We start from the raw sequence: 24,950 nt of genomic DNA on the forward strand, positions 1-24,950 counted from the left end.
AAGGAGTATGTGATTGCGGACTCGCTTATCGCTTGACTTGACGCATAGGGCGAAGACAACAAGCGGATATGTACGATCGTCAATCCGACGCCTCATTGACGCGCTTAGAATGCCTTCGTGGCTCGTTACGTAGATCCAGGTTCATCGCGCAAACTGATCGACTCCGTCGTTGACGAGTGGAAGCAATCGTGCCTGGTCGAGTCGAGGTCGCTGATCTTTCCGGACCGTGCGGTATGGACGGCGGCGCACCTCGAGGAACTCCGGCAGCGCTTGGTCGTTAACCCGATCGTCGGGGCGGATCAGAATTTCGGACAGAAACTTGCTCAGCAACTCGATGCGGCCGACGACGATGTGAAGTGGCTGGCAGTCGAACTTCTGGTCATCTACTTCTTGATATCACGCGGTGGAATCAGCTCCTCGCTGAAGAAGTCCACACTGAAAGCGGTTGCGCCAGAGGGGCAGCCGAATACTCCTGGGTGGCAGCGAGTTGTCGGCGCCATGGATGAGGGGATCGCTAATCCTGGCGTCGGTTACAACATCAATCGGGATCAGCAGCTCGGCTACCTCATCGATTTTGGCCTGAGGTTCAAGGCCGTCGGCGACGATGACAAGAGACGTGAACTGCTTGACGACCCGTGGAAGCTTCGTGACTTCGCAGACGCTGTCAGCGAAGGCATCGCTATCCGCGAGATGCGCAATGTCGTGCTGCACTTGCTACGACCGGACGAATTCGAGCGAATCTCGAGTCGCACGCACAAGAGAAACATTGTCGACGCCTTCGCCAAGGAATTCCTGAGCGAGGATGCAGCCGACGATGTCGATGAACAACTTCTCATGATCCGGACGCGCTTGGTCGAACTGGGGGTGAAGACTGAAAACTCGGGTGGCATCGTCGATTTCTACCGCGCACCGCTGCGTGCGATCTGGGATCCGGGTGCAGAACAGGGTGATGGATCCAGTGATCTCGACCTGTTTCTGTACAAGAAGCAGATGGTGCTCTTCGGCGCGCCGGGCACAGGCAAGACCTATCGGACCCGGCAGCTCGCTGATCGGGTCATTCGGAGGGTGGCTCTGGAAAAATGGGGTGCCGCGAGATTTTTCACCGAGCAAGAGCAGCTCGACATGTATGTGGAAGCCAACACCCACTGGGTGCAGCTGCACCCCGGGTACGGTTACGAGGACTTTATTCGCGGCCTGAGGCTCGCCGGCGACGGCAGCACTGTATTCGTGGAGGGGCTGCTGCCACGGCTGGTCGCCCAGATGTCGGCAGTGCCCGAGGCAGAAAGGCTTCCGGTTGTGCTGGTGCTCGACGAGATCAACCGGTGTGATGTCAGCAGGCTGTTCGGGGAAGCATTCAGCTTGCTGGAGAACCGCGGTGCCTCGGTGCTGCTGCCGGGCATCGACGAGACCAGCGAGCCAGTCGAACTTGCGTTGCCTGACAATCTCTATGTGATCGGGACGATGAACCTGATTGATCAATCTGTGGAAGAGCTCGACTTCGCCCTGCGGCGGAGATTCTTTTGGCGGCCAGTCACGTTCGATTCCACCGCGATCATTACCGTCAACGAACAGCGGTGGTCTTCTCAGGTGCCCAAAAAGTGGGGTTGGGACAGAGCGGCGGAAGATATGGCCAAGCTGGCCCTCCATGCTGAGCTTCTGAACAGGGCGATCAGCTCTTCTCCGCATCTGGGACCCCAGTACGAGCTCGGGCAGTCCTACTTTTTCGACACCGCGTTCTTCGTCGGGAACTGGCTGCGTGGCCGGAAATCACTGACCGGTGGTGTGCTGTGGAAGAAGTCAGGCCCACCGCAGCCCCCGCTGATGGACTTGTGGAGATTTTCGCTGGAGCCTTTGGTGATGCAGTATCTGGCCGGTCTGGATGTCGATGTCGCGACCGCGGAATGTGGTCGACTGAAGGCGGTCCTGATGACCGGCAAAGAGACATGAATTGCCCAGTAGTCCTTCAGGATTTGTCGTCGTACGCCGCCGCTGATAGTGACGAGGATCAATGGCTTGCACGGCTGGCGGACCATCTGATTAACGATGAGCACGTGATCCGGCTGAGCGATGCCATCGGCCGACGTGCCGATGACGAAGACGACCCCGCGCTGTCACGCGGTGCAGACGGCATGTGGTGGACGGGGCGGTATATCGGGGAGCTCCGATTCGAAGACCGTGAACTGAGGATAGAGCCCCGCCTCGGCATCGACGTGATCGGTGCCTGGCTCGCTTATGCAATCAATGTGACTGCGGTGCCAAATACGGCGACGAAAGCATCCGATGGACCGCTGATCGTTCAGATCATCGACCGGGTGTGGGCATCGGCTGTCGCCGACGCGGCCCGGCACGGGACACCCCGGCTGCGCCGCGCTACTCGGCACGACCACCTGTTCGTTCGTGGCCGTCTCGACATCGCCGGCACGGTACGTCATCGAGCGGCAGGCCGCCCGCTGGTAGCGATGGAGCGCCGCGAACGAGACCTGCACAACCCGGTGTCGCGGGTGCTGGTGCTGGCAGACCAGGCACTGAGGTCGCTCCTCGCGAGTAAGCCAACATGGCGTCCGGCGCTCACAGAGAACGTGCTGGCACAGCTCCGTGGAGCGGTTGGCGCACACCCCCAATTGCCAGATCGCGCGGACCTTCGGGCAGTGCGATACATGCCCATCAGCCGCCGCTATCAGCGTGTCGCCGAGCTGTCCTACGAGATTGCCCGCCATCGTGGTCACTTCACCTCGGCGAAGAGTTCCGACGTATCTGGCGTGCTGATCGATGTGGCGGAGTTATGGGAACTATTTCTCGTGCACTGCGCCCGGACCGCTTTCGGCCCGAATCACGTTGAGCACGGCACCGCGGAGCGTGAAGGTTCGTACCTACTGCGATCGAGCTCTGGCGCAGCGTCTTTAGGACGGCTCAAACCCGACATTCTGGTCCGCGATCCGGACGGCAGCCTACGCGCCGTGATCGATGCCAAGTACAAGCGACTTCGCTCTTGGGTGGGTAGCCCCAGCGGAGTCGATCGGGGCGATTTGTACCAGCTCGCAGCATATTTGGCCGGCCACGATGTCCCGCTGGGGGTCTTGGCATATCCGCTCAATGACGCCGATGAAGCGACTGCCCATAGTGCGGGTCCGTGGCTAACGCGTGACGGTCAAACGGCCCGGTTTGAACGGATCGCAGTAACCGCCGCTGAAGCTGGCGAGGATCTGCGTTCAGTTCTTCGTATGGGATAGAACAGCGTCGATGTAGGAGGTCGGCGAATTTAGCCCGATAAAAGACCAATCCAACTCGACGCAAACGCGATGTCGAGCCGCGTGCTTGACTTGTATCCCGACCACGTTGCGACCCCTGCCGGCTGACCTCGGTAGATTCCCCGCGCAGCCGCCGCTACGCGGTTGTATTCAGTGGGCCAACGGATTTCGTCGGCGATCTGCTCCAGCACGCCTCGGTCGCGGCTGAGGACTCGATCCACGATGGTGATCGACGGGAGCGCGTGGCGCTTATCGGTGTTGCACCGCGTGCACGCGAGCACCAGATTGGCCAAACCGTCGATCCCGACCAGTGACCACGGTAGCACGTGGTCGATCGGGTTGTCGGCGGGCAGGTGGGTTTTGCAATAGAAGCAGTGCGGACCGAACGCGTCCTTGAACGGCTCTCGCACTGCGGCCAGTGCGGTGCGATCCCGGCCGAACAGGTGTCCCGCGATATCGGGGACGTCGGCGGTGAGGAACCTGCTCATGCGTCGGACATCGTCAACCCACATGATCTCCAGCGCCGGCTTGAGCAATCCGGCGAGGCGAGCGAGCCCGGTGGCGACTCCCGGCATCAGCTCGATGGAATCACCATGCTCGCGGAGGGCACGACGGGAGACATTCGAGTGCAGAAATCCGTCGTCGTAAAGGAACGGCTCGCTCGTCTCGGCGCCGGGCAGTCGCTGCAGTCGGTAGAGCGGCTGTTGTGCCAGGCACAGACCGATCTCGTCGATACTTGCGCGGTAGATGCCAGGTGCTGACGTCATTGCAATCGCTAACGTCGACCCAGACGAGGCATCTCGTAACGCCCTGACAGCGCGCGGAATTCGCTCGCGTTCCTGGGTTGACTGGCGGAGGTCGTGTCCCTCAAACGGCCGGACCTGTCGCCAGTACAACTCCATGACCCTGTGTGCGAGCGCGGGGATCGGTACCGGAAGCGGGTCGGCGGGGTGCTCCGGCAGGTTCTCGATGCAGTGATCGATCAGTGCCATCAACGTCGCCAACTTGTAGGTTGCGACCCGCACGCCCGTTTCCAAGATCGCGACCACACGCTGCCCAAGCAGCAGAGGATCGATCGGGTCGGGCATGCACTCTTGTTACCACCTCCCATGCGGTCCCGTGCTCAGCTCTCGAGGGCTGCCGTACTTGATGCTCCTATTGATGTCAAGCAGCTCGAAGCCATGATCTGTATTGATCGGCCAGGGCGTCATCGCGTTGTTGTCCGCGTTCGATGCGGGAGATGACGGTGGGCCAGACGCCGAAGTGGTTGACTGCGGCGGTGACGGTGATTGTTGACGACGCCTGAAAACTGACCCCCTGTCGACGGGTGAATTTTGACCCCCGTCATTGATAGGAGGGTGATTTCAGTGGAGCAGTGGGCGGAGATCCGCCGTTTGCATCGCACGGAGCAGGTGCCGATTAAGGAGATCGGTCAAGTCCACGGACGTGGTGTACGACGTCGTCGTGTGATTCTTCGATGTGATGGTTCAGGCGGTCAGTGCCGCTGGGGTGGCCTCCTGTTCGGTCGGGGTGTCGTTGACGGTGCGTGATTTGCTCAGGACGTCGAGTCCGAGGTAGCGCCGGGATTCGGCCCATTCGTCGTGTTGTTCGGCCAGCACTGCTCCGACGAGGCGGATCAGGGCGTCACGGTCGGGGAAGATACCCACGACGTCGGTGCGCCGGCGGATCTCCTTGTTGAGCCGTTCCTGAGGGTTGTTGGACCAGATCTGGCGCCAGATCTGCTTGGGGAACGCGGTGAACGCGAGTAGGTCTGGCCGGGCTGCCTCCAAGTGATCAGCGACCTTGGGCAGTTTGTCGGCGAGCGCGTCGATGATCCGGTCATATTGTGCAGCAACGGATTCCGCGTCAGGTTGATCGAACACCGAGTGCAGCAGCGTGCGTACCCACGGCCACGACGCTTTCGGGGTGATGGCCATCAGGTTGGTCGTGTAGTGCGTTCTGCATCGCTGCCACGTCGCGCCGGGCAGGGTGGCGCCGATCGCGGCCACCAGGCCGGCGTGGGCGTCACTGGTGACCAGTTTGACCCCAGACAGCCCGCGGGCGGTCAGCGACCGCCAGAACGTCAACCAGCCCGCGCCGTCCTCAGCGGTCGTGACGTCGATGCCGAGGATCTCCCGGTAGCCCTCCTTGTTGACCCCGACCGCGATCAGGGCGTGCACGTTGACCACCCGGCCAGCCTCGCGGACTTTGAGCACCAGGGCGTCAGCGGCCACGAACGTGTACGGGCCGGCATCCAGCGGCCGGGTGCGGAACGCCTCGACGGCGGCGTCGAGTTCCTTGGCCATGACGCTGACCTGCGACTTCGATAGCGACGTGATGCCGAGGGTCTCGACGAGCTTGTCCATCCGCCGCGTCGAGACCCCGAGCAGGTAGCAGGTGGCCACCACGGTCGTCAGCGCCCGCTCAGCCCGTTTGCGGCGCTCCAGCAGCCAGTCCGGGAAGTAGGAGCCGTGGCGCAGTTTGGGGATCGCCAGGTCCAAGGTGCCCGCGCGGGTGTCGAATTCGCGGTGCCGGTAGCCGTTGCGGGAGTTGGTGCGCTCAGCGGAGCGCTGGCCGTACCCGGCGCCGCACAGGGCATCGGCCTCGGCACCCATCAGGGTGTGGATGAACGTGGCGAGCAGCTCGCGCAGCACGTCGGGATGTGCGGTGGTGAGTCGTTCGGCCAGCACGGTGGGCAGGTCGATACTGTGGGCAGTGGTCATCGCGTCGATTCCTTTGCTCGAGTGACTTTGGACGGTCTCTCGAAGAATCACGCGATGACCTTCAATCACTCGGCTACGACACGCCGGCACCGCTGATCAGGTCCGACTCGTACACCACTCTGCTGGACGCAACCAGGAGATCGCGCGTCAGCTCGGTGTGGCCCGTAATACGGTGCGGTCGGCGTTGGCGGCCGATGCGCCGCCGCAGTACTCGCGGGCACCGCGGGGTTCGGCAGTGGATGCGTTCGAACCGCAGATCCGGGCGTTGCTCAAGGACCATCCGCGGATGCCAGCGACGGTGATCGCACAGCGGATCGGGTGGACCAGGTCGATCACGGTGCTCAAAGACCGGGTGCGGGTGATCCGCCCGGAGTACCGCGGCCTCGATCCGGCTGATCGAGTGATCTACGAGCCGGGGGCCTGTTCGCAGTGGGACCTGTGGTTCCCCGACTACCGTATCCCGTTGGGCCACAACCAGTTAGCGATCTTGCCGGTGTTGGTGATGACGTTGGCGTATTCGAGGTTCCGGGCCGGGTTGATGATCCCCTCGCGCCAGGGCGGCGACATTCTGGCCGGGATGTGGCAGCTGCTGAGCCGGATCGGCGCGGTGACCGCCAAACTGGTGTGGGACCGCGAGTCTGCGATCGGCGGCACGGGCCGGCCCACGGTGGTGGCCACGTCGTTTGTTGGGACGTTGGGCACCCGCCTGGAGCTGGCTCCACCGGCGGACCCTGAGTACAAGGGCATGGTTGAACGCAACAACAGGTTCTTTGAGACCTCGTTCCTGCCAGGCAGGGTGTTCGGTTCGCCGGCCGATTTCAACACCCAGTTCGAGGCGTGGCTGACCGAGCACGCCAACACCACTCGGGTGCGTTCGATCCGGGCCCGTCCGATCGATCTGCTGGCCGAGGACCTGGCCGGGATGACACTGCTGCCGCCGGTACCCCCGGCGACCGGCATCTGCCATCGGGTGCGCCTGGCGCGGGACTACTACGTGCGGGTCGCCGGTAACGACTACTCGGTGCATCCGGCGGTCATCGGTCGGCTTGTTGATATCACCGCCACCCTCGATCGCGTGATCGTCACCTGCGAAGGGCAGGTAGTCGCCACCCATCAGCGGTGCTGGGCCCGGCACATGACGCTCACCGACCCGCAGCACGTGGCCGCCGCCGCGCTGCTGCGCCGCCACTACCACCAACAACGCACCACCGGCGATAGCGGTCGGGTGCGCACCCACCGTGACGGGCACCTGGTGCCGATCCGTTCCCTGCCCGATTACGACGACCTGTTCGGCGTTGATTTCACCGTCCTGGGAGAACCATCATGAACGACCCAAACATGCACGGCCACAGCGAGATTGGTAAACAGATCGAGTATCTGGCCCGGGTGTTGAAAACCCCGACGATCCGGCGGATGTGGGCTGAGCTGGCTGAGCGGGCTCGCGCCGAAACGTGGAGCCACGAACAATATTTGGCCGCGGTCCTGGAGCGCCAAGTCAACGAACGCGAAGCCAACGGCACCGCATTACGTATTGCCGGTGCCCGGTTCCCGGCGACAAAAACGTTGGAAGACTTCACCTTTGACCATGTACCGTCATTGCCGCGGGATGTGATCGCACACTTGGCGACAAGCACATGGATCGCCAAGGGCGACAACGTGATTCTGCTCGGACCACCCGGGGTCGGCAAAACTCATCTGGGCATCGCTCTGGGCATCAAGGCCGCCCAGAGCAGCTACCCGGTGCTCTTTGATACCGCGACCGGCTGGGCGGCCCGGCTCACCGACGCCCACAACAGCGGCCGCCTGCCACAAGAGCTCAAACGGCTGCGCCGCTACCGACTGCTGATCATCGACGAGATCGGCTACCTGCCGTTCGATTCGGACACCGCCAACCTGTTCTTCCAACTGATCGCCAGCCGCTACGAACAGGGATCGATCCTGATCACCTCGAACATGCCGTTCGGCCGCTGGGGCGAAGTCTTCGCCGACGAGATCGTCGCCGCCGCCCTGATCGACCGACTGGTCCACCACGCCGAAGTCATCACCATCAACGGCGACTCCTACCGGACCAAAACACGCCGAGAACTGGTCAGAACCAGCAAGTAACCACAACCAAGGGGGTCAAAATTCAACCGACGCTACGGGGTCAATTTTCGACCGTCGTTGACAGGTGATGTTTTTGGCTTGCCGGGCTGGCCGTACGTCGGCGTAGTCGGGGACCGCGATCTGGCGGGTGAGCAGTTTGAAGATTTCGCGGGCGATGGCCCGTTTGAGCTTGCGCAGGATCTCCATTTTGTTGTGGCCCTTGGCGACTTGGCGTTGCACGTAGTTCTTGGTCGGCTGGTGGCTGCACATGCGGACCAGGGCGATGCGGTGCAGTGCGTTGTTGGCGGCGCGGTCCTCGCCACGGGAAAGGCGGTGCCGGTTGGTCTTACCCGAGGACGCCGGCACTGGTGCGGTGCCCGACAGCGCGGCGAACGCGGCTTCACTGTGCAGCCGGTGCGGGTTGGCTCCGGCGGTGATCAGCAACTGGGCGGTGGTGTCCGGGCCGACGCCGTTGGCCGCCCGAAGGCCCGGGTTGGCCTCGGTGACCAAGGCATCGATCTGGGCTTCGAGGGTTTCGGCTTGGGTTTGGAGGAACTGCACGCGCTGGGCGAGCATCTTGGCTGCGGTGAGCAGCGACTGTGCCCACGTGTCGGCCAGGGTGGCCGGGGCGGCAGCGGGCGAGTGCCTCGATCAGCTTCAATGCTGTTAAACCACGGTACTTTTCGCGCACCGCGTCTGGTGCGGATACCAGCATGGCTTTGATCTGGTTGATCACCGCGGTGCGGTGCTTGACCGCTGAACGACGAGCAATGTGCCAGGCCCTCAGCTCGGCGGTCGCGTCGTCTTTGGGTGTGGCCGGACTGTCGCCGGCCAGCGCGGTGCGGGTGGCGCTGTAGGCATCAAGCGGATCGGATTTGCCTTTGAGGCGCCGGGTGGACTTGACCGCACGGGTCACCTCAACGACTTCGATTCCCGCGGCGGTCAAGGCTCGGGTGAACCCGGCGCCGTAGCTGGCGGTGCCTTCCACACCGACACGCACAATGTGACCCAGCGCCATGAGGAATGAGATCGCTGCGGCGTACCCGGCGCGGGTGGTGGGGAACTCCTTGTCGCCGAGCGTAGCGCCGGTCATGGTGATCGCGGTGACGTGGATGGTGTCGGCGTGGGTGTCCGCACCGGCAACGACCCCAGTGGATTCTGTCAAGATGATGGTGTCCCTTCTGACCAGCGTTAGGTGGGCACACCGGCCAGGGCGGGCAGACAAGACATTGGTGAGGAACGGCCAGGCTCCTGATTAAGTCATGTCTGTCCTATCCGGCGTGAACAAGACGCGCACCACACAGGCCGGGCAGATCAAGTGATGGACAACCCAGCAGGGCGCCAGTCGGTGGCGGAGCTGGCGTGTTCCCTGTGAATGAGTCCAGCGTGTTTTAGAGTCCCGTGGCCCGGTTTCGGGCCGAGAAGGGACGATGAGATACATGGCTGGACGCAAGCGGCATTCCGCGGAGGACATCGTGCGCAAGTTGCGCCGCGCGGACGAGTTGGCTGCCGAGGGCAAGACTGGCGAGGAGATCGCCGCCGAGCTGGGCGTATCGCCGGCGACGTTGTACAACTGGCGCCGCGCCTACGGCGGGATGGACACCGACGCCGCCCGCGAGCTCAAGGAGCTGCGCGAGCAGAACGCCCGCCTCAAGCGGCTGTTGGCCGAGGCTGAGCTGGAGAAGGACGCGTTGCGGGAGGTTGCGAAGGGAAAATTCTGAGCCCAGCTGCCAAGCGCCGCGCCGTGGACATGCTCAAGGACACCTTGAGCATGTCGGAACGGTTGGCGTGCAAGGCCGTTGGGCTGGCCCGCTCCACTTACAGAAACCTGCCGATGGCGCTGACCCCGTCCGATCCGGACGCCGATATGCGGGTTTGGTTGCGCTCGTACGCCACCAAACACCCGTGTCATGGGTTCCGGCGTGCCTGGGCGGCGTTGCGGTACGACGAGCGCCGTGAGGTGAACAAGAAGAAGATCCACCGGCTTTGGCGCGAGGAAGGTCTGCAGGTGAAGGTCACCTCGCCGCGCAAGCGGTCGGGGGTGTCATCGTGCCCACCGGAGGTCATCGCGGATGCGCCGAAGGTGGTGTGGGCCATCGATTTTCAGTTCGACTCCACCGTCGACGGCAAGGCCATCAAGATCGCGTCGATGCTTGACGAGCACACCCGTGAGTCGCTGCTGAACATCGTCGAGCGGTCGATCACCGCGCAGCGACTGGTGGCCGAGTTGGAGAAGGTGTTCGCCGCGGCCGGCGGGCCGCCGATGGTGTTGCGGATGGACAACGGCCCTGAGTTCATTTCGGCTGCGCTGCAACAGTTTTGCGACGGCAAGGTCGGGTTGTCCTACATCCCGCCGGGCACGCCGTGGAACAACGGCTACATCGAATCGTTCAACAACCGACTACGCAAGGAGTGCCTCAACCGCAATCACTGGAACACCCTGATGGAGGCCCGAGTGGTGATCGGGGACTTCAAGGCTGACCACAACCTGCGGCACCGGCACTCGGCGCTGGGCTACCGAACACCCGCCGAGTACGCTGCCGTCTGTACGTGCAGTCACACCCCGATGGCCTGCGAAATCAACTGAATCTGGATCAACAAACCCGACTCTAATTCCGGGTGGACTCAGAATCGGGGACTCGCCAGAGCCACGACCTGTGCGGTAACGCTCTTCCATCATCAATGTCGGTGGCGGCTGTCATTCTGTAGGGCTCGCAGCCAGCGGGCGCTTTGTAGAAGGACGGAGACCCTGATGACTACTCAGATAAAGCCTTGTGCTAATTCAGGTGAGAGGTATGCGAGCACGTTGTTGACTTGAACATCGCACCCAGGGCAACAGCAAGGAGCTAAGGGGGCCCAGTTCAAGCGAGTTTTGCCGTGAAGGTGAGGACGGCGTGGTCACTCAGCGGCAGCGTTGAGCCGAGGCCAGCGAGCTGGATGCCCTCCGCTTCGTAGCGATAGCGGGCTTCGCAAATCTGCACCCGCGGAGTGTGCAGCACATGATCTATCCTGCTCCGGCTGGTCTCCCTGTGGTTGTTTATATAGCTCCACGGACCTTGCGGCCTCTCAACGCGGAGCTGTTCCGAGCCGTGAAACCTGCGTGATGTGAAGGATTCCGAGACTCCCTTGAATGGGTCTTCATTAAAGTCGCCAGCCATAACAAGGGCGCGGTCACGGACACCGTGAAGTATGCCATCGACTTCACTCCAGTAGGAGCTCTTTTCCGCCGCGGTCTTATAGGCCGGCGCTCGAATGCCGATCAACTCCATCTCAGAGTCATGTAGTCGTAAGTGGAGAAAATTCGCCGTCGCGTGGGAGTCTTTCGCCGGTGGGGCGATATCGCCGATATCAAAGCGAAGCTGGCTCGCAACGAGAACTTGGTTATGTCTGGGTAGTCGCTCAGTTGTCTGGACATAGCCGTAACCGGCAACATCGAGCCTCTTCCGAAGATGCTCCCGACCTTCTCCTTCATCGACGAACTCGGTCAAGAACAGAACGTCTGCTCCGATGTGCTCAAGCGCGTCGCAGAGTGCAGGCGGGAGCGGCTTGCGAGTGGTGCGATGGCCTACGTTCCACGCGGCGACGCTCACGCGATCAATCACACCGTGATTCAACCAGACGGGGTTTTCATCGCCTAGATATCGACGGCTCGATTGGCCGAGCATTGAGCGAATCTCTGGTGGGCCAGCAACTGGGACCGCAAGCAGCAGACCGGGGGCAGTGGCGAGTCCCCGATTCTGAGTCCACCCGGAATTAGAGTCGGGTTTGTTGATCCAGATTCAGTTGATTTCGCAGGCCATCGGGGTGTGACTGCACGTACAGACGGCAGCGTACTCGGCGGGTGTTCGGTAGCCCAGCGCCGAGTGCCGGTGCCGCAGGTTGTGGTCAGCCTTGAAGTCCCCGATCACCACTCGGGCCTCCATCAGGGTGTTCCAGTGATTGCGGTTGAGGCACTCCTTGCGTAGTCGGTTGTTGAACGATTCGATGTAGCCGTTGTTCCACGGCGTGCCCGGCGGGATGTAGGACAACCCGACCTTGCCGTCGCAAAACTGTTGCAGCGCAGCCGAAATGAACTCAGGGCCGTTGTCCATCCGCAACACCATCGGCGGCCCGCCGGCCGCGGCGAACACCTTCTCCAACTCGGCCACCAGTCGCTGCGCGGTGATCGACCGCTCGACGATGTTCAGCAGCGACTCACGGGTGTGCTCGTCAAGCATCGACGCGATCTTGATGGCCTTGCCGTCGACGGTGGAGTCGAACTGAAAATCGATGGCCCACACCACCTTCGGCGCATCCGCGATGACCTCCGGTGGGCACGATGACACCCCCGACCGCTTGCGCGGCGAGGTGACCTTCACCTGCAGACCTTCCTCGCGCCAAAGCCGGTGGATCTTCTTCTTGTTCACCTCACGGCGCTCGTCGTACCGCAACGCCGCCCAGGCACGCCGGAACCCATGACACGGGTGTTTGGTGGCGTACGAGCGCAACCAAACCCGCATATCGGCGTCCGGATCGGACGGGGTCAGCGCCATCGGCAGGTTTCTGTAAGTGGAGCGGGCCAGCCCAACGGCCTTGCACGCCAACCGTTCCGACATGCTCAAGGTGTCCTTGAGCATGTCCACGGCGCGGCGCTTGGCAGCTGGGCTCAGAATTTTCCCTTCGCAACCTCCCGCAACGCGTCCTTCTCCAGCTCAGCCTCGGCCAACAGCCGCTTGAGGCGGGCGTTCTGCTCGCGCAGCTCCTTGAGCTCGCGGGCGGCGTCGGTGTCCATCCCGCCGTAGGCGCGGCGCCAGTTGTACAACGTCGCCGGCGATACGCCCAGCTCGGCGGCGATCTCCTCGCCAGTCTTGCCCTCGGCAGCCAACTCGTCCGCGCGGCGCAACTTGCGCACGATGTCCTCCGCGGAATGCCGCTTGCGTCCAGCCATGTATCTCATCGTCCCTTCTCGGCCCGAAACCGGGCCACGGGACTCTAAAACACGCTGGACTCATTCACAGGGAACACGCCAGCAGGATTTCCCGATTTTGTCGGATGTCGATACTAGGGTTCCAAGTCATGAGTATCACTTCCACCATCCTGGAGTCCTCGCGCGCGTCAACCCCTTTGGCGACGTTGGTCAACGCGGGCTGCAACGCGGTGGGTGGCATCTTCCGGCTGGACTACGCACGCGCGATCGTCCTAACCGATGACTGGCGCAAGACCCAGGCTGGCGGCGTTCCGCACGGCGCCTTCTTGCTCGCAGCAGCTGGTGTGCAGACCGACCAAGGTTTCGCGCTGGACGATGAGGAGCTGATTCTGCTGCGTGTCAGTGGGACCGCCCCGCTTCCGAACGAGTCTGACCTCGTCCAGACGCGACTAGCTGTCGTGCGTGACGCCGGAGACTCAGGTAAGGGATTCGATGAGGTCACCGATGAGCTCACTCGAAACGAGCTCCAGCAGTCTGCCTTTGACTGCGAAGTCATTGGGACCTTTTACACAGAGCCTAACTCAACGCGGATGGAGTTCGGCTCCGATATCGACAATGTGGTCTCATCGGCGAGATATCAGGTTTTCCTTCCTTCGCCTGAGGTCTTGTCATGGATCGCGTCCTACCCGGAGCCGGATGGTGACGACCTGCTAACACTGGGGACTGTCAGGTTCTCCTCGACGCGCCGGCGTGCGCGCGAGTCGGGAACTGATAACGCTGCAGTTCACGTCCACATCGGCGACTTCGTGTCCCGCAAAACGGCTGTCTTCGGCATGACACGCACGGGTAAATCGAACACCATCAAGACCCTCGTCACAGCGATCGCGACCCAGGCGGCTCGTTCCGGTACTTCCGTCGGACAGCTAATCTTCGACCCGCAGGGCGAGTACGCCAACGTCAACGAGCAAGACCAGACTGGATTGCGGCTGCTCGGTGACGAGCGCAGGGTGCGTATCTATCGGTTAGGTGCCGAAGGATCCGATCCGCAGGTGCTTCCGCTGGCCATGAACTTCTTCGATCCGGCGAACTTTGAAGCCGTCGTCGATTTCGTCAACTCCGTGGTCAACAATCAGTTTGGAACCTACGCATACGTCAAGTCCTTCACATCAATTAACTGGACGGAACCCGATCGCGTTGCTGATTGGGGAGATTGGATCACCTGGACCAAGGCGGTTCTGGGCCTTTACGGGCTGCTGGTCGAGTGCGGCTTCTCGGCGCCTTCTTTCGCAGGCCGCGGTCTCGAGTTTGGATGGACGGACTCACTTTTTCAGGCATTCGACACCGCCAACCCTGGCCTCGTGGTGAAGGCGGGACGCGTTTACCGTGCCACGACACCCGAAGCGGCGAAGCGCGTCATGCTTCACATGGCGAACGATGCAGGATGGAATCAACGCTCGACCGGCGGTGACACACCGTTCAAGTTCATCGCTGACTTCAACAACCGTGCCAGCGGAAAGTCAGCGATCCGTCAGTTGCGCGAGTTCCACTCGACCAGTGCTGCCCAGCGCGTTGAGGAGCAGATCTGGGAAGACATGCAGGCCGGACGTTTGGCTATCGTCGACCTCGCCCACGGTACAGGCGACGTCTCGAAGACCATCTCCGAGAATACGGTGAATTACCTTCTCTCTCGAGCCAACGAGCGATTCCGTTCAGGTGACGATGCGGTTGCCTTCCAAATCGTGGTTGAAGAAGCACACAATCTATTCGAACGGGGAGCGAAGGACGTAGCTGGCAATCCGTGGGTGCGGCTGTCGAAAGAGGCGGCGAAGTACCGTATCGGCCTCGTCTACGCGACGCAGGAAGTGTCGAGTGTTGACCAGCGCATCCTGTCGAATACCTCAAACTGGCTGGTGGCACATCTGAACTCTGACAACGAAACCCGCGAGCTCTCTCACTACTATGACTTCAAAACTTGGGCCGACAGCATCCGTAGGGTGGAGGACCAAGGCTTCGTGCGGATGAAGACTTACTCAGGCAAATACATTGTGCCCGTGCAGGTGTCGAAGTTTGACCACGCGATGATTAACGCGGCGCGTGTCGCCTCAGGCCTCCAGCCAGTTGAGGTTGGGTAAGCGTGCCGTACCCTTCCGAGCGAGCCTCGCGGCTCGGACATGTACCTGTCGTCAACAGCCAAGCCGTTCACGACGCGTTCTCGCGTTGGGAAGTCGCGCAAGCCACTCCTGCAGACGAGAACAGGGTGACGTCGCTCTGTCGTCGCCTCGACGCGCTCGATTACCCGGGCATCTCAAGCGCGGTCCGTTTCGCAATCACTGTTGACGGATCAGATTCCGAGGTCGAAGCAACACGTGAGCACCCAACGATCAAAGTCGGCTACGTGCGCGTCGCGGCGTCCTTCATCGACTTCGAGAAGCTGCATGCAGCTGGGGCAGGCGAGTTCGTCAACCCGCGACTTCTCCGTGAGTCGCATCAGCACGCGGCATTCGACAGAGCGTTACCTGGTTCTGGCCTCGTGATCCCAGGGTCGACTGGAGTGGACACCTGGCGGCAGGAACTTGATCGGTTCCTCCAAGAGACGAAGTTTGATCAGGCGTCTGATCAAACGCTCGCAGATATGCTCCTGGCGTTGCACGGGTCCCCAAGTACCCCCTCAACTACCGCACCACTGCGGCGTTGTCCCTCGTGTGGCGCGAAGGATACGCAACTTTCGGGCGGTCAGATCGACGTTCCGAAGGCGGGCGCCACCTGCCCTGTATGCCTAGCCAAGGTCTACCTCGGCGACGTTCTTCGGACTGAAGAGGAGTACATGCCGGAGGGCTCGAATCGCAGTGCGCTGACGCGGATGATGCTGGTCGCCGAACGGTTGACGTTGCTTGGGTACATGCAGTTGCTGTTCGAAGATGTGCATAGTTACGAGGTCCTAGAAAGGACGCTGTTCATCACTGATGGACCTCTAGCTCTGCATGGTACGGTCGCCCCCCTCAAGCGCCGATTCCAGGACTATCTAGGCGAATTCGCCAACGAATGCGCCGCCAACAAACGCCCGGCCGCCCCCCTTGTTGTCGGCGTTGAGAAGTCAGGTGCGTTCGTCGAACATGCACGACTCATCGCGCATCTAATTGAGCCGGGCCAGGTCATGATCCTGACGACGGAGTACATCAATCGGGTGACAGGGCGGCCGCTCAGCAATCCCTACGGATCGGACGAGTTTTACGGGAGGAGGTTCATCTACCGCACAAGGAATGGGGGCATTCTGGTGTTGACGGTTCCTCCCAGGCCGGGCGTTACGCCTTATGGCGACCCGGATGGAGAGCTCTGGTCCAGCTATCCGACACTCCGTCCGATCTGCGAGGTGCTTGACCACGTGCAGACACGGCTCTACGAAAACGCTGTGATCCCTGTTGCTTTGGCGCACTCTGCCGCTGCGTTGCCGTTGGGCGTGGGACAATCCGTCCTGCGGGCACTGGTCCAACAGTCTCTAGGTCTGCCGACGCGGAGTCAGGTTCGTCAGACCGGGCCGTTCGCAGGCCCGCGCTAGAAACCCGAGGTGAGTGCGTCGGAAACCGGATTCGACAGCACTATAAGTTCGCTTGCCGAGGCACGCTTGAGATTGTCCTTTGTGCCGCGCAAGTGCGCCGAGTACAACAGCCGAAACTCAGATGTGTCCCGTGCTTTGTACAAGCTCCGGATTAGGTCGGAGACGTCATAGGTCAGTACCCAGTTGGTGTTGGCGTAGCCATTCAGCACGACCGCCAGCGCCACGTGATCCTCCTCTCCAAAGGAGCTCATGTAGAGAGAGCTGCCCTTCTCGACGTATGGAGGGTCGACGTAGGCGAAGACGTTTTCCTTGGGGAGGTACTCGCGGAGTCGTGCTGCTCCGTCCTGTTTCGTAATCCGGATTTTCCCGCTGAGTTCCGCGAGCTTCTCTATCCGGCCTTTCAAAACCTTCTTGTCGTAGCGGGCGTCGATCTTGTACGCACCCGCTTGCGCAAATCCTCCGATTACCCCGGCCCCGAGGACTCCCGAGCGGCTGGTGCGGTTGAGGAAAAAGGTGGCGAAGCCGAGAGCGAGTGGGTCGACGGTGATGTCGTGACGGCGCCGGTAAATCTCGCGCTGCTGTTTCCATTCATCGACAGTGAGAGGAGTTCGTTCCAGCAACTTGAGAAACGCGTCCGAGTCTTTCACCATCGCCTTCCAGCAAGCGTGAATCGCAGGGTCCAGGTCGTTGATAACGACCATGCCGACTACGCCTTTAAGCAGGAGTTCCAGGCCGGCGCCAGCGCCACCAGCGTAGGGTTCGATATAGGTCGGCTTGCTGAGGCCAAGGGCATCGATCGTCGATTCGAAGAAGTCGGCGAGTGTGGCTTTTCCGCCTGGATACCGCAACGGGCTGGCATGGGAGCCACGGCGCGCGATGACGTCAACCACTGGAGCCAGCCCCCTTTGTCTAATCGGCGACACTCGTTGGGACCATCCTAGGAAGCGCCTACGACAGGATCTAAAGGGGTCTTGTTCGCGATTTTCTGCGACGTCGGTGGCCACTGTCATTCTGTAGGGCTCGCAGGCAGCGAGCACTTTGCAGAAGGACGGAGATTCTGATGACCACTCACCTCAACCGGCTGCTCGCCACCTGCGGCCTGGCCGTCGTCGGGCTCTTAGCCGCAGCGCCGGCTCACGCCGACCAATACGACTTCGTCGCGGACCTAGACAGCAACGGTGTCTTCTACTCGTCGATTACCGATGTCATCGACCAGTGCAAGCTCGCCTGCCGCTTGATGCGATCCGGTGCCGGGGTGCCGGCGGCGCTGAACTTCGTGGCGCGGGGTGGATATTCCGACTACGAGACCGGGATCATTGTCGCCGCCGCGTCGTTCAATATGTGCCCCGACACTCAGCCAGTGGTGCGGGCATTTCTGCACCCCACCGGTAACGGGAATACAAGGACATGAAGTGCGATGATCGGCCCATGCCCGGTTACGACGTCATCGGCGACATCCACGGCTGCGCCGATCCGCTGGAGTCGCTGCTCGACGCCATGGGGTACCGCAACGCTGACGGCGCCTACCAGCACCCGAGCCGACACGCGGTATTCGTCGGTGACCTCATCGACCGCGGGCCCCAGCAGCTACGGGTCCTGAAAACCGTCAAGGCCATGGTCGACGCCGGAAGCGCACAGATCACCATGGGCAACCACGAGTTCAATGCGATCTGCTACGGCATCCCTGCGCCAGACGGCGACTACCTGCGTCCGCACTCGGCCAAGAACGCTCGCCAGCATCAGGCGTTCCTGGAGCAGCTGACCGCCGAGCAGCAGCGGTTCTACCTCGACTGGTTCCGCACGATCCCGCTGTGGCTGGACCTGGGCGGACTCCGGGTTGTCCACGCCTGCTGGCACGAACCCTCGATGAAAATCGTTGAGCAGGAGCTGGGTTCGAATATTTTCACCAGCGACGAGCAGTTCGCGGCCGCGTCGACGAAGGGCCGTCCGCTGTACGACGCCGTCGAGACGCTCATCAAGGGACCCGAGTTGAGCCTCACCGATCACGGCCAGCAGCCCTACCTGGACAAGGACGGTCACGAGCGCGAACAGGCACGGCTGCGGTGGTGGAGCACCGGTTCGACGCTGAACGAGTTGACCGAGATGACAAGCACTTTCACCACACCGGACGGAGCGCCATACCCGGAGCTGCCGTCATTCCCTATTGCCAATGATGACCACGTCTACCGCGGCGACGTACCGGTGGTCTACGGCCACTACTGGCGAACGGGAACGCCCGAACACGGTCTGGATTGGACCGACCGCACGGCCTGCGTCGACTTCAGCGCAGTCAAGGGCGGGAATTTGGCGGCATACCGATGGTCAGGGGAATCGACTGTGCGGCTGGACAATTACTTCCAATCCCCGCATCCATCCGCCTGAGCACACGTCAGCTATGCCAAATTGCTTCTGACTGTCGGTAGCACGTAGTTCAATCACTACGTGGAGGAGATATCACAAAATAAGCCGGGGGCTAGTGAGGAGTCGGTTCAGGACGTCATATTCCGGCTTCTGGACGACGACGAAAAGCTCGACAAGGCAGCCAAGGCGGTCGTGCTGGATGCGCTCGAGTCCGTCGTTGACCAGAGCAGTGGCACCGCCGATCCCGATCGGTCGCCCACGTTCCTCAGCACTATCAAGGTGTCTGGGTTTCGGGGGATCGGGTCGACGGCCAACCTTGATCTGCACCCAGCCCCGGGCTTGACGGTGGTGAGCGGCCGCAACGGCTCCGGTAAATCGAGTTTCGCCGAGGCACTGGAACTGGCACTCACCGGAACCAGCTACCGGTGGGAAGAGCGGCAGTCGCTGTGGTCAGAGTCCTGGCGCAACCTGCACAAGCCCAATCCCTGCGCGGTACGTGTCGAATTCATTCGTGAGGGCACCGGCGCGGTCACGGTCGGTGTGGACTGGGCCGATGACGCTCAACTCGACCACCGTGATCTGTGGACACGGTCGGGCGGAGGCGAGCCGACCAAAGGTATCGACAGCCTCGGCTGGTCGAACCCGCTGGAACTGTATCGGCCGGTGCTGTCCTACGAGGAACTCGGGCGTTTGTTCGACGGCGGTCCCTCGGTGCTGTATGACGCGCTCGCCAAACTGCTCGGTCTTGATGTCCTGACCGCGGTGGAGAAGAAGCTCGCCGCTGATCTGAAGGTGGCCAAGGAATCCCGCGAAGCCGCCGACAGCGAGCGGCGGAAGTTGTTGGCGGCGTTAGGTGAGGTCACCGATGAACGGGCTGTACAGATGGTGACGCTGCTGAGGAAACGGCCGCCGCCGTTGGACGATGTCGTTGCGGGCATTACGGGCGCCGGTTCGCCTGAGCTGAATGTGGTCGCAGCTCTGCGTGATTTGTCCGAGTTCACGGTTCCGTCCATCGATGACATCGCGTCGGCGGCCTCGGAGTTGCGGACCGCTGTCGCCGAACTGCAACGGGCATCAGTGGACGCCGTTGCATTGGTGGACAAGCGCGTCGGGGTTCTGCAAGCGGCTCTGGACTTCCACCAGCATGCCGGGGACACGAGTTGTCCGGTCTGTGGTGGCGGTCAACTTGATGCGGACTGGGTTGCCCGGACCCGGGGAGCTGTCACCGAAGCAGAAACCGTACTCGCGGAATACCGTTCTGCGAGTGCGAAACTCAGGGTCGCCCGACAGTCGGTTGCGGGTGTGATTGGTCAATTTCGACAGGTAGCCTCAGTTTCCGGCGTCGAGTTGGCGGGGCTTGAGGGCTACAACGAAGCAGCAATCAAGGCCGGCGAGGTGCCGACGGACGACCTGGAGCTCGCCGCGCATATGGAATCAGTGCTTGTCGATGCGGTCGGCGCCGCGGAGGTCCTACGGGACCAGGCGGCTTCGGAGTTGTCCCGCCGCGAGGACGTCTGGGCACCTCTGGCGGAGCAGGTTGCCGCCTGGGTACCCAACGAACGGCATGCCCGGGAATCCGACGACCAGCTCAAGGCGCTGACCGCCGCTAAGAAGTGGGTCACCGACAACGGCACCAAGTTTCGGAACTTGAGGCTGAAACCCATTGCGGCCCAAGCACGCCAGATTTGGGGACAGCTTCGGCAGGAGAGCAACGTCGACCTCGCCGAGATCACGCTGACCGGTACCGCTACGAAACGCAAGGCGGTTCTCGGGGGATCCGTCGATGGTCATGACACGCAGGCGCTATCGGTCATGAGTCAGGGGGAGCAGAACGCCGTCGCCCTGGCGCTGTTCCTGCCGCGTGCGACATCAGTCAAGAGCCCGTTTCGGTTCGTGGTGCTCGATGACCCGATTCAGGCCATGGATCCAGCGAAGATCGACGGTTTCGTTCGTATCCTCACGGACATTGCCCGGACCCACCAGGTGGTCGTGTTCTCGCATGACGACAGGCTGGCGTCGGTCGTGCGGCAGACCGGGGTCAATGCCCGGCTGATCGAAGTCATCCGTGAGGCAGGGTCGAGAGTGGCGATTCGTCCGAACGTAGACCCAGCGAGCCGTCTTGTGAGCGATGCGCACGCGATGATTAAGGACGAGAAGCTACCGCCGGCGGTAAAGGATCGGATCGCCCCGAGTCTGTTCCGTATGGCGCTGGAATCGGTTGCGTCGCAAGTGCATTATGCGAAAGAGTCGATCGCAGGGGAGTCGCGCGTTGATGCGGAGGCAAAATGGGAGTCGGCGAAGTCGACGAGAACGCGGCTGGCATTGGCCATTCTGGGTGACCCAGCAGCAGACCTGACCAACTGGCTGAAGGCAAAGTCACATCGCAAGAACGCGCTCGACGTCGGCAACGCCGGTGCACATGGTGTTCGCGGCGTCTCCGACCTCGACGTCAGCGATTTACGGCGGACCGTCAAAGACGTTCTGGCGGAGCAATGAGCGCCGTCGAGCTCCTCGCACAGGCGCAGACTGTCCTGAAAGGCGCGAGGGCGGACGGGCTTTCAGCGCGCATGGCTGCATTCCTGGCCCGCCAGGCTCTTGAGGAGATCATCGACCAGCGCTGCACAAATCTGGACGCGCCGGCGTCGTGGGCGACAACGCGGAGCCAATTGGCTGTGTTGCGCGCCTTGGACACTCAGGATGCAGCGGATCGGGCCGCAATCGCGTGGAGCCGGCTCAGCGTGGCTTGCCATGTGCATGCGTTCGAGCTGCAACCGTCGACCGCTGAGGTCGAGCATCTCTGCGGGATGGTGGCGTCGCTGTTGCCAGCTTGACGAGCTAGCTATCCACGACCAAGGTAATTGCACCGCACTTCTGGGCCATTGGCGAATGGGCCGGCAGCGGCTTCGGCAGCGCTGAGTGCTGCGGCCGGGGTCAATCCGACTGCGCCGTAAGCATTGTTGAGCGGTTCAGCCACATCCCACGCTACGGCTGCGCAACTCGGACCACTGGCGACCAGGTAGCAGTCGGTGGCCCGCTGCAACCGAGCACATTGCTGAAGCGCTGCCACTTCGGCCTCAGCCTTGGATCGGTCGGGGCCGCCGGCCCAGTCCAACGACTCTCGCGATGGTGATTTCGCGACAGCCACCCATCCGCCATCTGCCCGGGCGGGCCTCGCGGCGCCTACCGCCGTGACCGTGAGCAGTCCAGTAACGAGTAGAGACATATGGCAACGGCTCATCACGATTTCCCCCGCTCGTTGGACAAACGTCGCTGGCTGTTAGGCGGAGACTAGCGCGAGGTCCCGACAGGTATTCCTGTGTTGCTCCGACTGCTGCTACTTGTCGGTGGTCGCTGTCATTCTGTTCGGCTGCTTGAAATGCGCCGAGAGGAACCGACATGCCGAATCATAACTATCCGACCCCCGCGCCGGGTTGGTACCAAGACCCGAGCGGCCAGCCCGGCCAGCGCTATCACGACGGCCGACGCTGGACCGAGCACTTCGTACCCACCGCGCCCGCGACGCCGGCACCCGCGGTCGCTGTCGCAGTATCAACCGGCGGCGGACCCAACCACGCGCTGCACGCCATTCTGACCTTCCTGTCTTGTGGGCTGTGGCTGCCGGTCTGGATCCTGGTCGCGATCTTCGGCGGTAGTTCGTCGTCGTCGGTCGCTATTGCGAACGGAGGTAATGGTCTTGGCGCCATGGCCCGGACCCGCAGACGTTCCGGGGTCGGCGTCGCAGCCGTCTTCGGCGGGCTGTTCCTGCTTGGACTGGCTCATGAGCATCCGTGGCTGTACGTCGTGTTGATCGCTTTCGCGGTGCTTTCCGCGTTCGCTGCCTGGACGCTCAAGTCGGCCCAGGCGCGCGACGCTGAGCTGCGCCGGGAACAGTTCGAGCGCGACATGATCGCCAACCGCGCCGACCGCGAGGACCGGTTCTATGTCCAGGGCGATCCGCGCGGCACCTACGGGGGCTATATGCCTCCCGAGTTCCGAAAGGACAACGGAAATGCATGACATGCAACGTGATTGCCCCTTTCGCCGCCACTGTGTGGTCGGTGAGTTGAGGTGAAGAGGTCTTCAGTCCCAGGTGACGGCAATGCGTTGTGCCACGATGGCCGCATGCCGTCCACCAACTGGTTTGAGCGTCTAACCGGCTTCAATGAGGCTGACTACGAAAGCACCCGCTCGCGCCTGAGTGTCGACGGCAACCAGCTCGTCTCCTCGGTGAACGGCGCGAGGTACGGCATCGGGACGCTGCGGACTCCGACCTTGGCGGAGTTGCGAGCGACGGTCACGATTCCGGACCGCGGGCGTACCACCGTCACGTGCACGGTCGGCGACGTCGGCGCCATGCACGGCGCGTCGGAGTTCGAGGGCGCGCTGTTCCAGGTGGCCTCGCAGTTCAATCTGCTGGAGATGACGCATTACATCGTCACTCCCGAGGACGGCGTCACCCGCTACGCCCACGACCACACGCAAGGCCCCGCGTGTGCGATCGCGGCCGGCGCCGGGACCATCTACTGGAACTACTTCGCGCCCGTGAACGGAGTGCCCGGGCAGACCGCGGATCGGCAGCTGAACATGCTCGAGCGCGTCGGGCTTTGGCTGTCCACGCACCTCGGGCGGCCCATCTCGTCGTTGTGGCGGATGGAGAATGGTTACGCCTTGTGCACGGCCGATGGGCTGGCGGCGATCAGCGACTACCTCGCCGCAGCCTCTCCCCAGGCCCGTGACTCCTTGGTGCGTGAGCTGGCGATCGGTCTGCACCTTGGTGTGGAGGTCACAGGGGTCGAGCCGCTTCCGCGAGGGGCCGTGTCGCAGGCGTACTGCTCGGCGTTGCCGGTTGCCTACTCGGATGTGCCGAAACGGTACTGGGAAGGATTCGCTCGCCTGGTACTGGAGTCTGCCTATGAAGCAACTCTGCTGGCGGCTGCCGAATTGGCGGCCAACGGTGGGTCGAACATCGTTCTGCTCACGCGGTTGGGCGGGGGAGTGTTCGGCAACGACGACGAGTGGATCGACACTGCCATCCTCAGGGCACTGAAGATCGTGGAGCCCGCGGGCCTCGACGTACGACTGGTGAGCTACGGCAGTGTCCACCCCAATATGCGTGGCATCGCCGATCACTGGGCGAGCTAGCCCTCTTATGGACGCCCCTGCGGTGTCAAGGTCCGGCAGGTCAACGTCACCACTTCGGCGCCGCGCGTGGAGCGCGTGCCGGCGCGGTGGACGGTGGTCGTCACTCATGTCCGGTGTTGAGCAGACTGTCGATACCGTCGGCGCCGGTGATTCCAGTTCCACCAGCGATGAGAACCGGCGGCACGCCGGCTTTTCACCTCGACCGGGTGAAGGCCAGTTTTTCGACCGGCCCGGACAGCGCCGCTTTGACCTGAACCGAGAGGTCGTCGACCAGCACCTCGGCCGCGCCGGCTTCCAGGCCGTCGATGATGCGTCGGGCCACCTCGGCCGGTGCGAGCTTGGGCGCGTTGATGCCGTCGGTCATGTCGGTGTCGATGTACCCGACATGCACCCCGACTACCTGGGTGTGCTGGGCCTGCAGCTCCTGGCGCAGCGAGTTGGTGATCGACCAGATCGCGGCCTTCGAGGCGCCGTAGGCGCCGGCGCCGCCGAGCCACGACAACACCGAGTGCACGTTGACCAGGGCGCCGCCGCCGTTGGCGGCGAGGATCGGTGCGAACGCGCGCGTCACATGCAGTGGCCCGAACACATTGGTGGCGAAGGTGTCGGTGATGTCATCCCAGCTGCCGGTGAGCAGATCATCCAGGTGGGATACGCCCGCATTGTTGATCACGATGTCGACGTCAGTGGCAACATCCGCCAGTGCGGCAACTGAATCCGCGGAGCTAACCTCTAGGCCGTACGTGGCCACCTCGGGACGGTCGTCGGTGAAGGCCGTTCGCGCGGTCGAGTAGACCTTGCGGGCGCCCCGGGCCAGCACCTCGTCGACCAGGGCTGCGCCCAGGCCCCGTTGACCACCCGTTACCAGAACCACCTTGTCTGCTACGTCGGTCATGTCTCATTCCTCTCCATCTGAATAACGATCTCGT

At 62.4% G+C, this 24,950-nt stretch carries 21 protein-coding genes and 1 pseudogene; 13 read left to right on the forward strand and 9 right to left on the reverse strand.

What is annotated here, in order from left to right; genetic code table 11:
- Positions 1-117: 117 nt before the first annotated feature.
- Positions 118-1,947, forward strand: coding sequence for an McrB family protein (locus tag ACZ5IQ_RS07485; RefSeq protein WP_464481058.1), 1,830 nt, complete (start codon positions 118-120; stop codon positions 1,945-1,947).
- Positions 1,948-1,970: 23 nt separating this feature from the next.
- Positions 1,971-3,230 (forward strand): 5-methylcytosine restriction system specificity protein McrC, encoded by a 1,260-nt coding sequence (locus ACZ5IQ_RS07490; RefSeq protein ID WP_464481059.1) that lies wholly within the window; start codon positions 1,971-1,973, stop codon positions 3,228-3,230.
- A 29-nt stretch (positions 3,231-3,259) separates the two neighbouring features.
- Here ACZ5IQ_RS07490 and ACZ5IQ_RS07495 read toward each other — a convergent pair whose 3' ends face one another.
- Positions 3,260-4,336: an HNH endonuclease gene (locus ACZ5IQ_RS07495; RefSeq protein ID WP_464481060.1), complete on the reverse strand. Its 1,077-nt coding sequence runs from the start codon at positions 4,334-4,336 to the stop codon at positions 3,260-3,262.
- Between the two features lie 399 nt (positions 4,337-4,735).
- On the reverse strand, positions 4,736-5,971 hold the full coding sequence (locus tag ACZ5IQ_RS07500) for an IS256 family transposase (RefSeq protein WP_464481061.1): 1,236 nt from the start codon (positions 5,969-5,971) through the stop codon (positions 4,736-4,738).
- A 64-nt stretch (positions 5,972-6,035) separates the two neighbouring features.
- Here ACZ5IQ_RS07500 and ACZ5IQ_RS07505 point away from each other — a divergent pair, with 64 nt between their 5' ends.
- Positions 6,036-7,298 carry an IS21/IS408/IS1162 family transposase gene (locus ACZ5IQ_RS07505; RefSeq protein ID WP_464481441.1) on the forward strand — a complete coding sequence of 421 codons (1,263 nt, stop codon included), beginning with the start codon at positions 6,036-6,038 and terminating at the stop codon, positions 7,296-7,298.
- Complete coding sequence (gene istB / locus ACZ5IQ_RS07510) at positions 7,295-8,077, forward strand: IS21-like element helper ATPase IstB (protein WP_212812412.1); 783 nt, start codon at positions 7,295-7,297, stop codon at positions 8,075-8,077. The genes ACZ5IQ_RS07505 and istB overlap by 4 nt, the downstream gene beginning before the upstream one ends.
- Positions 8,078-8,092: 15 nt before the next feature.
- On the opposite strand, the gene ACZ5IQ_RS07515 is transcribed toward istB, so the two are convergent.
- Both ACZ5IQ_RS07515 and ACZ5IQ_RS07520 read right to left on the reverse strand, forming a co-directional pair.
- Positions 8,093-8,632: a transposase gene (locus ACZ5IQ_RS07515; RefSeq protein ID WP_464481062.1), complete on the reverse strand. Its 540-nt coding sequence runs from the start codon at positions 8,630-8,632 to the stop codon at positions 8,093-8,095.
- Between the two features lie 190 nt (positions 8,633-8,822).
- Positions 8,823-9,149: pseudogene (locus tag ACZ5IQ_RS07520) on the reverse strand (IS110 family transposase); the annotation flags it as partial.
- A 346-nt stretch (positions 9,150-9,495) separates the two neighbouring features.
- Here ACZ5IQ_RS07520 and ACZ5IQ_RS07525 point away from each other — a divergent pair.
- Positions 9,496-10,643 (forward strand): IS3 family transposase gene (locus ACZ5IQ_RS07525; RefSeq protein ID WP_109557130.1). Its coding sequence is split into 2 segments (ribosomal slippage): positions 9,496-9,763 and positions 9,763-10,643, totalling 1,149 coding nucleotides; the frame shifts between segments, so codons are not numbered across the junction.
- A gap of 274 nt (positions 10,644-10,917) precedes the next feature.
- On the opposite strand, the gene ACZ5IQ_RS07530 is transcribed toward ACZ5IQ_RS07525, so the two are convergent.
- On the reverse strand, positions 10,918-11,721 hold the full coding sequence (locus tag ACZ5IQ_RS07530; protein ID WP_464481063.1) for an endonuclease/exonuclease/phosphatase family protein: 804 nt from the start codon (positions 11,719-11,721) through the stop codon (positions 10,918-10,920).
- Between the two features lie 114 nt (positions 11,722-11,835).
- Positions 11,836-12,983 (reverse strand): IS3 family transposase gene (locus tag ACZ5IQ_RS07535; RefSeq protein ID WP_109557130.1). Its coding sequence is split into 2 segments (ribosomal slippage): positions 11,836-12,716 and positions 12,716-12,983, totalling 1,149 coding nucleotides; the frame shifts between segments, so codons are not numbered across the junction.
- A 128-nt stretch (positions 12,984-13,111) separates the two neighbouring features.
- On the opposite strand from ACZ5IQ_RS07535, the gene ACZ5IQ_RS07540 reads away from it, so the two are divergent.
- Positions 13,112-15,094, forward strand: coding sequence for a helicase HerA domain-containing protein (locus tag ACZ5IQ_RS07540; protein WP_464481064.1), 1,983 nt, complete (start codon positions 13,112-13,114; stop codon positions 15,092-15,094).
- Positions 15,095-15,219: 125 nt separating this feature from the next.
- Positions 15,220-16,518, forward strand: coding sequence for a hypothetical protein (locus ACZ5IQ_RS07545; RefSeq protein ID WP_464481065.1), 1,299 nt, complete (start codon positions 15,220-15,222; stop codon positions 16,516-16,518).
- On the opposite strand, the gene ACZ5IQ_RS07550 is transcribed toward ACZ5IQ_RS07545, so the two are convergent.
- Positions 16,515-17,408 (reverse strand): DNA adenine methylase, encoded by an 894-nt coding sequence (locus ACZ5IQ_RS07550; RefSeq protein WP_464481066.1) that lies wholly within the window; start codon positions 17,406-17,408, stop codon positions 16,515-16,517. The two genes, ACZ5IQ_RS07545 and ACZ5IQ_RS07550, sit on opposite strands and share 4 nt — an antisense overlap.
- Positions 17,409-17,578: 170 nt before the next feature.
- On the opposite strand from ACZ5IQ_RS07550, the gene ACZ5IQ_RS07555 reads away from it, so the two are divergent.
- From ACZ5IQ_RS07555 to ACZ5IQ_RS07570, 4 genes are read left to right on the forward strand one after another with little or no spacing between them, the layout of a single operon-like run.
- Positions 17,579-17,929, forward strand: a complete 351-nt coding sequence (locus ACZ5IQ_RS07555) for a DUF732 domain-containing protein (protein ID WP_464481067.1) — start codon at positions 17,579-17,581, stop codon at positions 17,927-17,929.
- A 17-nt stretch (positions 17,930-17,946) separates the two neighbouring features.
- The gene (locus ACZ5IQ_RS07560) at positions 17,947-18,900 is read left to right on the forward strand and encodes a metallophosphoesterase (protein ID WP_464481068.1); all 954 of its coding nucleotides are present in this window, start codon (positions 17,947-17,949) and stop codon (positions 18,898-18,900) included.
- 60 nt (positions 18,901-18,960) lie between these two features.
- Entirely contained in the window at positions 18,961-21,375 is a 2,415-nt protein-coding gene (locus ACZ5IQ_RS07565) for an AAA family ATPase (RefSeq protein WP_464481069.1), read from the forward strand.
- Complete coding sequence (locus ACZ5IQ_RS07570; protein ID WP_464481070.1) at positions 21,372-21,710, forward strand: hypothetical protein; 339 nt, start codon at positions 21,372-21,374, stop codon at positions 21,708-21,710. Before ACZ5IQ_RS07565 ends, ACZ5IQ_RS07570 begins: the two co-directional genes overlap by 4 nt.
- An 8-nt stretch (positions 21,711-21,718) precedes the next feature.
- Here ACZ5IQ_RS07570 and ACZ5IQ_RS07575 read toward each other — a convergent pair whose 3' ends face one another.
- Positions 21,719-22,117: a DUF4189 domain-containing protein gene (locus ACZ5IQ_RS07575; RefSeq protein WP_464481442.1), complete on the reverse strand. Its 399-nt coding sequence runs from the start codon at positions 22,115-22,117 to the stop codon at positions 21,719-21,721.
- A 158-nt stretch (positions 22,118-22,275) separates the two neighbouring features.
- Between ACZ5IQ_RS07575 and ACZ5IQ_RS07580 the strand changes: the two genes are divergently transcribed.
- Positions 22,276-22,896, forward strand: a complete 621-nt coding sequence (locus ACZ5IQ_RS07580) for a DUF2510 domain-containing protein (protein ID WP_464481071.1) — start codon at positions 22,276-22,278, stop codon at positions 22,894-22,896.
- 105 nt (positions 22,897-23,001) lie between these two features.
- Positions 23,002-24,021 (forward strand): hypothetical protein, encoded by a 1,020-nt coding sequence (locus tag ACZ5IQ_RS07585; protein ID WP_464481072.1) that lies wholly within the window; start codon positions 23,002-23,004, stop codon positions 24,019-24,021.
- A 193-nt stretch (positions 24,022-24,214) separates the two neighbouring features.
- On the opposite strand, the gene ACZ5IQ_RS07590 is transcribed toward ACZ5IQ_RS07585, so the two are convergent.
- Positions 24,215-24,916, reverse strand: a complete 702-nt coding sequence (locus ACZ5IQ_RS07590) for an SDR family oxidoreductase (RefSeq protein ID WP_464481073.1) — start codon at positions 24,914-24,916, stop codon at positions 24,215-24,217.
- Between the last annotated feature and the right edge of the window lie 34 nt (positions 24,917-24,950).

Source organism: Mycobacterium toneyamaense, from assembly GCF_055384815.1.

Bases quoted from the DNA above. Each gene is read 5' to 3' on its own strand.
- istB (WP_212812412.1), top strand. From the start codon at position 7,295: ATGAACGACCCAAACATGCACGGCCACAGCGAGATTGGTAAACAGATC.
- ACZ5IQ_RS07575 (WP_464481442.1), bottom strand. From the start codon at position 22,117: ATGAGCCGTTGCCATATGTCTCTACTCGTTACTGGACTGCTCACGGTC.
- ACZ5IQ_RS07570 (WP_464481070.1), top strand. From the start codon at position 21,372: ATGAGCGCCGTCGAGCTCCTCGCACAGGCGCAGACTGTCCTGAAAGGC.
- ACZ5IQ_RS07530 (WP_464481063.1), bottom strand. From the start codon at position 11,721: ATGCTCGGCCAATCGAGCCGTCGATATCTAGGCGATGAAAACCCCGTC.
- ACZ5IQ_RS07500 (WP_464481061.1), bottom strand. From the start codon at position 5,971: ATGACCACTGCCCACAGTATCGACCTGCCCACCGTGCTGGCCGAACGA.
- ACZ5IQ_RS07560 (WP_464481068.1), top strand. From the start codon at position 17,947: ATGCCCGGTTACGACGTCATCGGCGACATCCACGGCTGCGCCGATCCG.
- ACZ5IQ_RS07495 (WP_464481060.1), bottom strand. From the start codon at position 4,336: ATGCCCGACCCGATCGATCCTCTGCTGCTTGGGCAGCGTGTGGTCGCG.
- ACZ5IQ_RS07555 (WP_464481067.1), top strand. From the start codon at position 17,579: ATGACCACTCACCTCAACCGGCTGCTCGCCACCTGCGGCCTGGCCGTC.
- ACZ5IQ_RS07540 (WP_464481064.1), top strand. From the start codon at position 13,112: ATGAGTATCACTTCCACCATCCTGGAGTCCTCGCGCGCGTCAACCCCT.
- ACZ5IQ_RS07585 (WP_464481072.1), top strand. From the start codon at position 23,002: ATGCCGTCCACCAACTGGTTTGAGCGTCTAACCGGCTTCAATGAGGCT.
- ACZ5IQ_RS07580 (WP_464481071.1), top strand. From the start codon at position 22,276: ATGCCGAATCATAACTATCCGACCCCCGCGCCGGGTTGGTACCAAGAC.
- ACZ5IQ_RS07590 (WP_464481073.1), bottom strand. From the start codon at position 24,916: ATGACCGACGTAGCAGACAAGGTGGTTCTGGTAACGGGTGGTCAACGG.
- ACZ5IQ_RS07515 (WP_464481062.1), bottom strand. From the start codon at position 8,632: ATGCTCGCCCAGCGCGTGCAGTTCCTCCAAACCCAAGCCGAAACCCTC.